Origin of the sequence: Streptomyces sp. NPDC090025 (assembly GCF_044748125.1) — a bacterium.
Lineage (GTDB): Bacteria > Actinomycetota > Actinomycetes > Streptomycetales > Streptomycetaceae > Streptomyces.
Genome location: NZ_JBIVFL010000023.1, coordinates 22,173 through 34,380 on the forward strand (window position 1 = coordinate 22,173; position 12,208 = coordinate 34,380).

General features: G+C 71.0%; 12 protein-coding genes. 6 read left to right on the forward strand and 6 right to left on the reverse strand.

Features of this window, described 5'->3' with window-relative positions; genetic code table 11:
- Window positions 1–7 precede the first annotated feature (7 nt).
- The 6 genes from ACIPXM_RS34090 (at window position 8) to ACIPXM_RS34115 (ending at window position 7,077) form a co-directional block, all read left to right on the forward strand.
- Entirely contained in the window at window positions 8–1,180 is a 1,173-nt protein-coding gene (locus tag ACIPXM_RS34090) for a zinc-dependent metalloprotease (protein WP_401663636.1), read from the forward strand.
- A gap of 209 nt (window positions 1,181–1,389) precedes the next feature.
- On the forward strand, window positions 1,390–2,463 hold the full coding sequence (gene tilS, locus ACIPXM_RS34095; RefSeq protein ID WP_401663638.1) for a tRNA lysidine(34) synthetase TilS: 1,074 nt from the start codon (window positions 1,390–1,392) through the stop codon (window positions 2,461–2,463).
- 41 nt (window positions 2,464–2,504) lie between these two features.
- Entirely contained in the window at window positions 2,505–3,044 is a 540-nt protein-coding gene (gene hpt / locus ACIPXM_RS34100; protein ID WP_401663782.1) for a hypoxanthine phosphoribosyltransferase, read from the forward strand.
- 190 nt (window positions 3,045–3,234) lie between these two features.
- Window positions 3,235–5,259: an ATP-dependent zinc metalloprotease FtsH gene (ftsH, locus tag ACIPXM_RS34105; protein WP_401663640.1), complete on the forward strand. Its 2,025-nt coding sequence runs from the start codon at window positions 3,235–3,237 to the stop codon at window positions 5,257–5,259.
- 143 nt (window positions 5,260–5,402) lie between these two features.
- Window positions 5,403–6,008, forward strand: coding sequence for a GTP cyclohydrolase I FolE (gene folE, locus ACIPXM_RS34110; protein WP_401663643.1), 606 nt, complete (start codon window positions 5,403–5,405; stop codon window positions 6,006–6,008).
- Between the two features lie 70 nt (window positions 6,009–6,078).
- A complete protein-coding gene (locus ACIPXM_RS34115; RefSeq protein WP_401663647.1) occupies window positions 6,079–7,077 on the forward strand; it encodes a hypothetical protein in 999 nt (332 codons plus the stop codon).
- A gap of 43 nt (window positions 7,078–7,120) precedes the next feature.
- On the opposite strand, the gene ACIPXM_RS34120 is transcribed toward ACIPXM_RS34115, so the two are convergent.
- The 6 genes from ACIPXM_RS34120 to ACIPXM_RS34145 all read right to left on the reverse strand — a co-directional run bounded on the left by ACIPXM_RS34120 (window position 7,121) and on the right by ACIPXM_RS34145 (window position 12,084).
- Complete coding sequence (locus tag ACIPXM_RS34120; RefSeq protein ID WP_401663649.1) at window positions 7,121–7,609, reverse strand: DUF3180 domain-containing protein; 489 nt, start codon at window positions 7,607–7,609, stop codon at window positions 7,121–7,123.
- A 50-nt stretch (window positions 7,610–7,659) separates the two neighbouring features.
- A complete protein-coding gene (gene folK / locus ACIPXM_RS34125) occupies window positions 7,660–8,259 on the reverse strand; it encodes a 2-amino-4-hydroxy-6-hydroxymethyldihydropteridine diphosphokinase (protein WP_401663651.1) in 600 nt (199 codons plus the stop codon).
- Window positions 8,256–8,615: a dihydroneopterin aldolase gene (gene folB, locus ACIPXM_RS34130; RefSeq protein WP_401663654.1), complete on the reverse strand. Its 360-nt coding sequence runs from the start codon at window positions 8,613–8,615 to the stop codon at window positions 8,256–8,258. Before folB ends, folK begins: the two co-directional genes overlap by 4 nt.
- Window positions 8,616–8,747: 132 nt before the next feature.
- Complete coding sequence (locus tag ACIPXM_RS34135; protein WP_401663657.1) at window positions 8,748–9,236, reverse strand: nuclear transport factor 2 family protein; 489 nt, start codon at window positions 9,234–9,236, stop codon at window positions 8,748–8,750.
- Window positions 9,233–10,096, reverse strand: a complete 864-nt coding sequence (gene folP, locus ACIPXM_RS34140; RefSeq protein ID WP_401663659.1) for a dihydropteroate synthase — start codon at window positions 10,094–10,096, stop codon at window positions 9,233–9,235. Before folP ends, ACIPXM_RS34135 begins: the two co-directional genes overlap by 4 nt.
- 125 nt (window positions 10,097–10,221) lie before the next feature.
- Window positions 10,222–12,084, reverse strand: coding sequence for a phosphatidylglycerol lysyltransferase domain-containing protein (locus ACIPXM_RS34145; RefSeq protein ID WP_401663661.1), 1,863 nt, complete (start codon window positions 12,082–12,084; stop codon window positions 10,222–10,224).
- Between the last annotated feature and the right edge of the window lie 124 nt (window positions 12,085–12,208).

Sequence of the window (12,208 nt, forward strand, 5' to 3'; positions counted from 1 at the left end):
TTGACGCATGACGAGCATCGGTGGTGCAGGGACATCGGGGATGGTCGACTGGAATCTCGCCGTCGCGACGGCGACCCGACTGGTGCGCCCGGGCCCCGAGGTGAGCCGCGAGGAGGCCCGCGAGGTCGTCGCCGAACTCCGCAGGCACGCCCAGGCCGCCGAAACCCACGTCCGCGCCTACACCCGGATGATCCCCGACGGCCACGACCCCGCCGACATCCCCGACACGCCCGTCCTCGTCGTCGACCGGGCCGGCTGGATCAAGGCCAACGTCGCCGGCTTCCGCGAACTGCTCTCACCGCTCCTCGAGAAGATGAGCGAGCGCCGGGCGAGCACGCCCGGCGGCACCGTCCTGTCCGCCGTCGGCGGCAAGGTCACCGGCGTCGAACTCGGCATGCTGCTGTCCTTCCTGGCCTCCCGGATCCTCGGCCAGTACGAGACCTTCGCCCCCGCCACCCGCGACCTGCCCGCCGGGACCGACGGCGGCGGCCGACTGCTGCTCGTCGCCCCCAACATCGTCCACGTCGAACGCGAACTCGACGTCGACCCGCACGACTTCCGGCTCTGGGTCTGCCTCCACGAGGAGACCCACCGCACCCAGTTCACCGCCGTCCCCTGGCTGCGCGACCACCTCCAGGGCGAGATCCAGTCCTTCCTCGCCGCCACCGACGTCGACCCCTCCACCGTCGTCGAACGCCTCCGCGAAGCCGCCCAGGCCCTGGCCGGCGGCCGCCCCGACGGCGAACGCGGCGAACCCTCGCCCTCCCTCGTCGAACTCGTCCAGACCCCCGAACAACGCGAGATCCTCGGCCGCCTCACCGCCGTCATGAGCCTGCTCGAAGGCCACGCCGACTACGTCATGGACGGCGTGGGACCCGAGGTCGTGCCCTCCGTCGCCGAGATCCGCGAGAAGTTCCAGCAGCGCCGCGCCCGCGGCGCCTCCCGGCTCGACCTCGCCCTGCGCAAGTTCCTCGGCCTCGACGCCAAGCTCCGCCAGTACCGCGACGGCGAACGCTTCGTCCGCGCCGTCGTCGACGAGGTCGGCATGGACGGCTTCAACCGGGTCTGGACCTCCCCCAACACCCTCCCCACCAAGACGGAGATCGCCCGGCCCGCCGACTGGATCGCCCGCGTCCACCGCAAGGGCGACGCCACCACGCCGGGTGAGGGCGCACCGTAGGGCAGACTCCTGGGGCAGGAGCGTCGGATGGCTGAACAACACCCCGCCAATCACCCATCCGAGGGACCGTAGACGGCGGGTGAGGCGTGCAATGCTCGGGTAACGGCCATGTTCTGTCACCATCGTCGCACTCTGAGTGACCGAACCCCCTATTCCGACCGTTAAGACTCCGACCGAGGCACCCACACTCACCACGAAGGGCACCGGACATGGGTCCCCATCCTGCGGTCGCGGCGATACGCCTGGCGGTCCGCCGCGTACTCCACGACGTCCTCACCGAGCACCAGACCACCACCCCCAGCACCACCCCGAGCACCCCCAGCGCCCCCGGCACCCCCAGCGCCCCCGGGCCGGACACGGCAACCCGCCCCCACCCCCTGGTCCTCGTCGCCTGCTCCGGCGGCGCCGACTCCATGGCGCTCGCCTCCGCGCTCGCCTTCGAAGCCCGCAAGCTCGACGTCCGCGCCGGCGGCATCACCGTCGACCACGGCCTCCAGGCAGGCTCCGCCCAGCGCGCCCGCGAGGTCGCCGACCGCATGACCGCCCTCGGCCTCGACCCCGTCGAAGCCGTCGCCGTCACCGTCGGCCGCGACGGCGGCCCCGAAGCCGCCGCCCGCGACGCCCGCTACGCCGCCCTCGACGCCGCCGCCGAACACCACGGCGCCACCGCCGTCCTGCTCGGCCACACCCGCGACGACCAGGCGGAAACCGTCCTGCTCGGCCTCGCCCGCGGCTCCGGCATCCGCTCCCTGTCCGGCATGGCCGCCGTCTCCGGCACCGGCCGCCGCTACCGCCGCCCCTTCCTGGAGCTCGACCGGCAGACCGTCCGCAAGGCATGCGTCGCCCAGGAACTCGCCGTCTGGGACGACCCCCACAACAGCGACCCCGCCTACACCCGCTCCCGGCTCCGCCACGAGGGCCTCCCCGCCCTGGAGAAAGCCCTCGGCAAGGGCGTCGTCGAAGCCCTCGCCCGAACGGCCCAGCTCTCCCGCGACGACGCCGACGCCCTCGACGCCTGGGCCGCCGACGCCGAGGGCTCCGTACGCGACGAGACCGGCCGCCTCGAATGCGCCAAGCTCTTCGGGCTGCCCCCCGCCGTCCGCCGCCGCGTACTGCGCCGCGCCGTCATCGCCGAGGGCGCCCCGGCCGGCTCCCTCTTCGCCCGCCACATCGAGGAGATCGACCGCCTCATCACCGGCTGGCGAGGCCAGGGAGCCATCAATCTGCCCGGCCGGGTCGAGGCACTGCGGCAGGGTGGCAGACTGGTCATCCGGCAAGGCTGACGCACGCTGCAACGAAAGTGACCCGGGTGAACGAGAAGGACATGGGTGCCGACCTCAAGTCGGTGCTCATCACCAAGGAAGAGATCGACGCGAAGCTGGCCGAGCTGGCCGCGAAGATCGACAGTGAGTACGCGGGCAAGGACCTGCTCATCGTCGGCGTCCTCAAGGGCGCCGTGATGGTGATGGCGGACCTGGCACGCGCCCTGTCCACCCCCGTCACCATGGACTGGATGGCCGTCTCCTCCTACGGGGCGGGCACCCAGTCCTCCGGCGTCGTCCGGATCCTCAAGGACCTCGACACCGACATCAAGGGCCGCCACGTCCTGATCGTCGAGGACATCATCGACTCCGGCCTGACCCTGTCCTGGCTGCTGTCGAACCTCGGCTCGCGCGAGCCGGCCTCCCTGGAGGTCTGCACCCTGCTGCGCAAGCCCGACGCCGCCAAGGTCGCCATCGACGTCAAGTGGATCGGCTTCGACATCCCCAACGAATTCGTCGTCGGATACGGCCTGGACTACGCCGAGAAGTACCGCAACCTCCCCTTCGTCGGCACCCTCGCCCCGCACGTGTACGGCGGCTGAGAACCCCCGCCACCCAAGGGAACCCGCACCGTCTTCCCTCCGTTGAACGTGGGAAGACGGTCGCGGGTGCCCATGCTGGGGTACCGTCCGAAGAACAGCTTTTTCATACCGCAGCTCCAAACAACCGCAGCTACTCAGCAGCATTCACCTACGGGCAGGAGGGACGGGGTGCCTAGCGCGCCCCGTATGGATGGACGTGAAGCGATACTTCCGTGGGCCGGTCATGTGGATCGTGCTGGTCGTCCTCGCCGTGGTCGTGCTGATGCAGGTCGTCGGCTCGTCCGAGGGCTACAAGACGGTGGACACCGGCAAGGTCGTCCAGGCGATCGACAAGAACCAGGTCAAATCCGCAAAGCTCACCACCGGTGACGAGCAGGTCGTCAAGATCGAGCTCGTCGACGGCCAGAAGATCGACAAGAGCGGCAAGGTCCAGGCCAGCTACATCGGCAGCCAGGGCGCCGATCTCGCCGACAAGCTGCAGGAGAAGTTCGAGGCCGGGCAGATCGAGGGCGGCTACACCGTCTCCCCGACGAAGCAGTCCCCGTTCGTCTCGGTCCTGCTCTCCCTGCTCCCCTTCGTCCTCATCGTGGTCGTCTTCCTGTTCCTGATGAACCAGATGCAGGGCGGCGGCTCCCGGGTCATGAACTTCGGGAAGTCCAAGGCCAAGCTCATCACCAAGGACACCCCCAAGACGACCTTCGCGGACGTCGCCGGATCCGACGAGGCCGTCGAGGAACTCCACGAGATCAAGGAATTCCTCCAGGAGCCCGCCAAGTTCCAGGCCGTCGGCGCCAAGATCCCCAAGGGCGTGCTGCTGTACGGCCCGCCCGGCACCGGCAAGACCCTGCTGGCCCGCGCCGTCGCCGGCGAGGCAGGCGTGCCGTTCTACTCGATCTCCGGCTCCGACTTCGTCGAGATGTTCGTGGGTGTCGGCGCCAGCCGCGTCCGCGACCTCTTCGAGCAGGCCAAGGCCAACGCCCCCGCCATCGTCTTCGTCGACGAGATCGACGCCGTCGGCCGCCACCGCGGCGCCGGCCTCGGCGGCGGCCACGACGAGCGCGAGCAGACCCTCAACCAGCTGCTCGTCGAGATGGACGGCTTCGACGTGAAGGGCGGCGTCATCCTGATCGCCGCCACCAACCGGCCCGACATCCTCGACCCGGCCCTCCTGCGCCCCGGCCGCTTCGACCGGCAGATCGCCGTCGACCGCCCGGACATGCAGGGCCGTCTGGAGATCCTCAAGGTCCACCAGAAGGGCAAGCCGGTCGCCCCGGACGTCGACCTCGGCGCCGTCGCCCGCCGCACCCCCGGCTTCACCGGTGCCGACCTGTCGAACGTCCTCAACGAGGCGGCGCTGCTCACCGCCCGCTCGGACAAGAAGCTGATCGACAACCACGCCCTGGACGAGGCCATCGACCGCGTCGTGGCGGGCCCGCAGAAGCGGACCCGGATCATGTCCGACAAGGAGAAGAAGATCACCGCGTACCACGAGGGCGGACACGCCCTGGTCGCGGCGGCCTCCCCGAACTCCGACCCGGTCCACAAGATCACCATCCTGTCCCGCGGCCGCGCCCTGGGCTACACGATGGTCCTGCCGGACGAGGACAAGTACTCGACCACCCGCAACGAGATGCTCGACCAGCTCGCGTACATGCTGGGCGGGCGCGCCGCCGAGGAACTGGTCTTCCACGACCCGACCACCGGCGCCGCGAACGACATCGAGAAGGCCACGGCCACGGCCCGCGCGATGGTCACCCAGTACGGCATGACCGAGCGGCTCGGCGCCATCAAGTTCGGCGGCGACAACACCGAGCCCTTCCTCGGCCGCGAGATGGCGCACCAGCGCGACTACTCGGAAGAGGTCGCCGCGCTGGTCGACGAAGAGGTCAAGAAGCTCATCGAGACCGCGCACAACGAGGCGTGGGAGATCCTGGTCGAGAACCGCGACGTCCTCGACAACCTGGTCCTGGCGCTCCTGGAGAAGGAGACCCTGGGCAAGGAGGAGATCGCCGAGATCTTCAAGATGATCGTCAAGCGCCCGGCCCGCCCGGCCTGGACCGGCTCGTCCCACCGCACGCCGTCCACCCGCCCGCCGGTCCTCTCCCCGAAGGAGCTGGCCCTGACCAACAGCGCCAACGGCTCCTCGGCGGCGAGCACGCCGGTCGACACCACCAAGTCGATCGACATCGCGCCGGAGGACACTCCGGAGCCGTAAGGCACCGCCGGACGAGGCTGGACGATGTCCGGCGGTGTCCGGTGCCGGATCCCGGAATGGAAGCCGTGCCCTCACAGGTTCTAGCCTGTGGGGGCGCGGCTTTTTCGCGCCGTGTTCTTCACACAGACGAAAACGAGGCACAGATGACCGACCCGGTGACGCTGGACGGCGAGGGCCCGATCGGCGAGTTCGACGAGAAGCGCGCCGAGAACGCCGTACGGGAGCTCCTCATCGCGGTCGGCGAGGACCCGGACCGCGAGGGGCTGCGGGAGACGCCCGCGCGCGTGGCGCGGGCGTACAAGGAGTTGTTCGCGGGGCTGTGGCAGAAGCCCGAGGACGTGCTGACGACGACGTTCGACCTCGGACACGATGAGATGGTCCTCGTGAAAGATATCGAACTGACGTCGCAATGTGAACATCATTTGCTGCCATTTCATGGCGTAGCTCACATTGGCTACATTCCGGCCGAATCGGGCAAAATCACCGGACTCTCGAAGCTCGCCCGACTCGTGGACGTCTTCGCCCGCCGTCCGCAGGTCCAGGAGCGCCTGACGACGCAGATCGCCGATTCGCTGATGCGGATCCTCGACGCGCGCGGTGTGATCGTCGTGATCGAGGCGGAGCACATGTGCATGGCGCTGCGAGGCGTGCGCAAGCCGGGCGCGAAGACGACGACCTCGGCGGTGCGCGGGCAACTTCGCGACGCTACCACCCGGGCCGAGGCCATGTCCCTGATATTGGCACGTTAGGGGCGAACCAGCCGTCTCTCCCCATACCGTCCTCGATCAGCTGAGGGAACGCTGATCGAGGGGGAACGGTATGGGGTACGGGCTCTCCAGCAAGATGCTGGTGAACGTGGTGGACGGCTGTGTCCAGGCGAAGGACGTGGCTCCCGGGGCGTCCATGTGGACCTTGGACGGCGACCGGACGGTGCGCACCACGGTCGTGGACGTGACGGCGGTCAAGGCGCGCGACGCCGTCGAGGTGGTCACGGAGCACATGACCTTCGTCGCCAGCCCGGACCTGCTGCTGAGCACTCCGGACGGCTGGACGCCTGCTCGCGATGTGGCGGGCGGGGAGATCGCGTGGACCCCGGCGCGCAAGCTCCGCCGCGAAAGGCTGACCGTACGCCCCGGGCACGCGTTCGGCTACTTCGTCGGTGCTACCTGTGCGGACGGCACGGTCCACAAGAACTATGTGTCGCTGATCGTGAACGACGAGGCGTTCGCGGCACGCTACGCGGCCGCGCTCACGGCCGCCACGGGCCTGGACGCGCGGCTGGAGCCGGTGACGCGACCGTCCGGGTATCTGGGGCGGGACGTCGCCGGATTCCGGGTCCGCGTGGTGTCGTCGTACCTCTCCGACCTGATGCGGCAGTACGTGGGCGGCGATCCGCACCACATGCGGCAGGGGTTCCCCCGCGTGGTGCTGCGCGATCGCGAGACGTTCGACGGCTTCATCGACGGCTACGCGGACGGTGACGGCTTCCGGGTGAAGAAGCAGTTCACGGGCAGGATCGTGGTCAGCGCCAACGTTCCGTTCCTGAAGGAATGGGCGGGGATCATCGGAGCCCGCTTCACGCCGTCCAAGGTGGCCGGGCGGGCCTCCCGGCTCTACCTGGCCGACAGCTGGCCCGCGCGCGGCACCTTCCGGCCCGAGAAGCACCCGCTGCACCTGCGGGAGGCGTCCTGGGTCCAGGTCCACGAGGTCCGCCCGCGTCCCGCCCTCGGCACCAAGCCCTTCACCTTCTACCGCTACCGGCTCTCCCCGCACCCCACCTTCCTGGTGAACGGGCACCTGGTGCGGGAGCCCTGGTAGGCGCGGGGGAGCGGGGGGTGCGGGGCGCCGGGGAGTCGTGCGGTCAGTTCGCGGGGGCGCGGCCGGGGGTGTTGTGGTCGTCGTCCTCCGGCAGCCGGCACACCCGCTCCAGGAACAGCGCCGCCGCGATCACCGCGAAGCCCGCCAGGACCGCGAAGGCGGCGTAGACGGCCTGGTCGCGGCGGGCGGGGATGTCGAGGGAGTCGAGGAGGAAGACGCCCGTGCCGCCGTACATGCCCGCGACCAGGGCGGCGACGAGGGCGCTGGCCTGGCCGAAGACGACGGCGCGGGCGGCCATCAGGGGTTCGACGCCCTTGGCGTCGGGGCGGCGGTCGCGCTGGGCCTTGAGGCGGGCGCGCAGGGAGAGGGCGGTCGCGGTGAGGACGACGGCGATGGCGGCGAGGACGATGGGGGCCGCGAGCGGCACGCTGGGGAGCGTGCCGACGGAGTCCCACAGCCGGGCGGCGCCCCAGGAGAGGACGCCGGCGGCGACGAACAGTCCGGCGAGCACCTTGAGCCGCAGTTGTTTCACCGGTTGTCCTTCGTGTGGGGGCTGGCCGTGGTTCTCGTCGAGCGTAACGACTACTCCGGCAGCCGGAGTTCCAGGTCGGTGCGCGCCGCGATTCCGGTGCTGCCGAGGGCGCCGAGGAGGTCGGCGACCGGGCCGTGGCCGGGGAGCTGGGCCTCGGGGTCGACGTCGTGCCAGGGGGCGAGGACGAAGGCGCGCTGGTGGGCGCGGGGGTGCGGGAGGGTGAGTTCGGGGTCGTCGGAGAGGACGTCGGCGTACGTGATGATGTCGACGTCGATGGTGCGGGCGCCCCAGCGCTCCTCGCGGACCCGGTGGAAGGCTTCCTCGACGGCGTGTGCGCGTTCGAGCAGGGAGCTCGGCGGGAGGGTGGTCTTCACCAGGAGGACCGCGTTGAAGTACGAGGGCTGGCTGCCGGGGTCGACGCCCCAGGGCTCGGTCTCGTACACGGCGGAGACGGCCTTGACCCGCAGGCCGGGGGTGTCTTCGAGGGCGTCGACGGCGCCCTGGAGGGTCTCCAGGCGGTTGCCGAGGTTGGCGCCGAGGGCGAGGACGGCCCATTTCGGGTTGGAGAGGGTGATGTCCGCGGCGTCGACGGCGGCGGTGACGGCCGCCGGGACGGGCTGCACGGTCGGGTCGCTGTGCTGGGGCTTCATGCGCGGCTCCGGGTGATGGTGACGGTCACGTCGTCGAAGGGGACGGTGATCGGCGCGTCCGGCTTGTGGACGACGACCTCGACCTCCTGGACCCCGGGGTGCTTGAGGCACTGCTGGGCGATGCGCTCGGCGAGTGTCTCGATGAGGTCGACCGGCTCGCCCTGGACGACATCGACGACCTCTTCGGCGACGACGCCGTAGTGGACGGTCTTCGTCAGGTCGTCGTCGGCGGCCGCGGCGCGGGTGTCGATGGCGAGGGTGAGGTCGACGATGAAGGTCTGGCCCTCCTCGCGCTCCTTGGGGAACACTCCGTGGTGTCCTCGGGCCTTGAGGCCGCGCAGCGCGACACGATCCACGCGAATCACTCCTGCTGTCGTAGTTCCGGTGGCCACGCAGCCGGGTGCGGACGGCCGGGTGTCCACCTCGAATCTACCCGCGGCCGCGGACAGCCGGACCAGGGGCTCGGCCGGTGCGGTGTGCCGGGCGGGTCAGTCGGTGGGGTCGGGGCCGTCTTCGGGTTCGGTCTCGGGCAGGACGGGCGAGCCGTGGTGGGACCACACCTTCCACCCTTGTGACGTGCGGCGGAAGACGTTGGTGGCGACGACGAGCTGTCCGACGAGGGGGCCGAGCTCGGCGCCGTCCTCGGCGGGGCCGCCGCTGAGGATGTTCTCGGTGCACGTGACGACCGCCACGTCGGCGGCGAGCGAGATCTCGACGTCGGTGAGGAAGAACTGGATGTAGTCGGTGTTCGCCATGATCAGGGCGTACGAGCGGAGCACTTCGGTGCGGCCGGTGAGGACGGGCCAGCCGGGGTGGACGCAGGAGATGCCGGTGGCGCCGTCGTCGAGCCAGAGGTCGGTGACGGTGTCGAAGTCGCCCTGTTCCATCGCCTCGTAGAAGGCGGTGTTGGCGGCTTCGACGGCGGCCCGGTCGGGCTCGCGGTCGTGGCGTCGGCCGGGGGCGGGGGCGGGGGTCACCTGGCTCCTTCGACGGCTCTGGCGACGCGGACGGCGTCGGCGGTGGCGCGGACCTCGTGGACGCGGACGGCCCAGGCGCCGTCGTGGGCGGCGAGGGCGGAGACGGCGGCGGTGGCGGCGTCGCGTTCGCGGGCGGGTGGCGGGGTGGCGGCGCCGTCGCGGGTGAGGACGTGGCCGAGGAAGCGTTTGCGGGAGGCGGCGACGAGGAGGGGGTGGCCGAGGGCGCGGAGTTCGGGGAGGTGGGCGACGAGGGTGAGGTCGTGGGGGGCGAGTTTGGCGAAGCCGAGGCCGGGGTCGACGACGAGGCGTTCGGGGGCGATGCCGCCGCTGACGACGGCGTCGACGCGGGTGCGGAGTTCGCGGACGACTTCGCCGACGACGTCGTCGTACACGGCGAGGCTGTTCATGGTGTCGCTGAAGCCGCGCCAGTGCATGACGACGAAGGGGACTTCGGCGGCGGCGACGGCGGGGACCATCTGGGGGTCGGCGAGGCCGCCGGAGACGTCGTTGACGAGGGTGGCGCCGGCTTGGACGGCGTGGGCGGCGACGGTGGCGCGCATGGTGTCGACGGAGACGACGACGCCTTCGGCGGCGAGGCCGCGGACGACGGGGACGACGCGGCGGAGTTCTTCCTCCTCGTCGACGCGGCTGGCGCCGGGGCGGGTGGACTCGCCGCCGACGTCGACGAGGTCGGCGCCCTGGGCGACGAGGTCGAGGCCGTGTTTGACGGCGGCCGTGGTGTCGAACCAGCGGCCGCCGTCGGAGAAGGAGTCGGGGGTCACGTTGACCACGCCCATGACCGCGCAGCGGTCCCACTCCGGCAGTCCTCGGACGGTGCCCCGGCTGATCGTCGTACTCATGTGTCCAGCGTAGGGGGCGGTGGCGTGGGGGGCGGTTTCCGGCCGGTCCGGCCGGACTCTGGCGGGGGTCCTGCCGGAGTCCGGCGGGGGCCCGGCCGGTCCCCGGCCGGGTCCGGCGCCGCCGGTCAGGCGGCGCGGACCTCGTGCTCGGCGGTGGTGCTCGCCACGATGTGGGCGCAGGGCCGGGGGGCGGGGCTCAGGGTGCGGCGGGTGAGCCGGGCGAGCGGGCCGGGGAGGGTGAAGGTGACGAAGCCTTCGGCCTGCATGGCGGCGAGGCCGATGCGGGGCAGGTCGCGGCTCTTGCGGTAGACGACGAAGCGGGGTTCCCAGCGGGGCTGGAACTTGGCGTTGAACTTGTAGAGGGATTCGATCTGGAACCAGCGGGAGAGGAAGACGAGGAGTCCGCGCCACAGGCGCAGGACGGGTCCGGCGCCGATCTTCTCGCCGCGGGCGAGGGCGGAGCGGAACATCGCGAAGTTGAGGGAGACCCGGGCGATGCCGATGCGGGGGGCGGCCTGGAGGGCGGCGACGATGAGGAGCTCGTTCATGCCGGGGTCGGCGGAGCGGTCGCGGCGCATGAGTTCCAGGGACATGCCGTCCGCGCCCCAGGGGACGAAGTGGATGATCGCCTTCAGGTCGCCGTAGGGGGACCGGGTGCCGCTGGGGTCCTCGGGTTCCTCTTTGTGGGCGGTGGCTATGACCGCCTCGCCGTCGCCGTGGCCGCCGATCCGGCCGAGGGCCATGGAGAAGCCTCGTTCGGTGTCGGTGCCGCGCCAGTCCTCGGCGGCGCGGCGGACGCGGGCGAGTTCGCCGTCGCTGAGGTCGGAGACGCGGCGGACCTTGGTGGTGTAGCCGTTGCGCTCGATGCGCTTGACCATCTGGCGGACGTTGCGCATGGCGCGTCCGGAGAGGGAGAAGTCGGGGACGTCGACGACGGCCTCGTCGCCGAGTTCGAGGGCGTCGAGTCCGGTCTCGCGGGTCCAGACCTGGCCGCCGGTCTCGGAGCAGCCCATGACGGCGGGGGTCCAGGAGTGGGCCTTGGCCTCGTCCATGAAGCGTTCGATGGCGCCGGGCCAGGCTTCGACGTCGCCGATGGGGTCGCCGCTGGCGAGCATGACGCCGGAGACGACGCGGTAGCAGACGGCGGCCTTGCCGCTGGGGGAGAAGACGACGCCCTTGTCGTGGCGGAGGGCGAAGTGGCCGAGGGAGTCGCGGGCGCCGTGCTTGTCGAGGAGGGCGCGGAGCTTGGTCTCGTCGTCCTCGGTGAGCCGGGCGGCGGGGTGCTCGGGGCGGAAGGCGAGGTAGATGGTGGTGAGGGCGGTGAGCATGCCGAGGGCGCCGAGGGAGTAGCCGACGGTCCAGTCGGTGTTGCCGGCGTAGGCGACGGGGCCTTCGTAGCCGAACAGGCCGTACAGCACGTGTTCGAGCCGGTCGGTGAGGCTGGGGCTGCCGATGACGCGGCGCGGGTGGGCGCTGACGATGACGAGGCCGAGGGCGATGGATCCGGCGCCCATGACGACGAAGTTGGCGAGCGCGCGCCAGCGGCTGCGTGGGTCGGGCAGGGCGGCGAACTCGTCGCGGTTGCGGACCAGCAGGTACAGCAGCGCGAGCGAGAGCAGGGCGCCGGTGACCGAGTGGCGCCAGATGAACTGGGCGGAGGCGCCGAGCGGCAGCAGCACGACGGCGGCGCGCCAGGCGCGGCGCTTGTGGCGCTTGAGGCCGTGGGCGAGCAGCAGGAGCAGGACGCCCGCGCTGATCGAGAGGGCCGCGGAGAGTGGGCCCAGGGTGCCGGGGAGGACCTCGGCGACCGCGTGCATCCGGCTGGCCCGGAACCGGGGAAAGACTCCGGCGGCGATGTCGAGCAGGCCGATCAGTGTGCAGGCCGTACCGACGATCGCCGGGACCTTCTCGGGCCGGGGGCCGCGTACGAACTGACGTACGCGATCCGGAACCGATCGTGATTTGTCCCCATCTACCGTGACAGACATCGCTTCCCGTGCTTCCCGTCGCTCCGCGAGAGATCGTTGATTCGGCAGGGCAGGCGCGTGGGCGGCCGAGCCGGAGGTTTTGCGCCTTCTAGGACGGAGCAGCGATGGGGCGGGTTCACTCGCC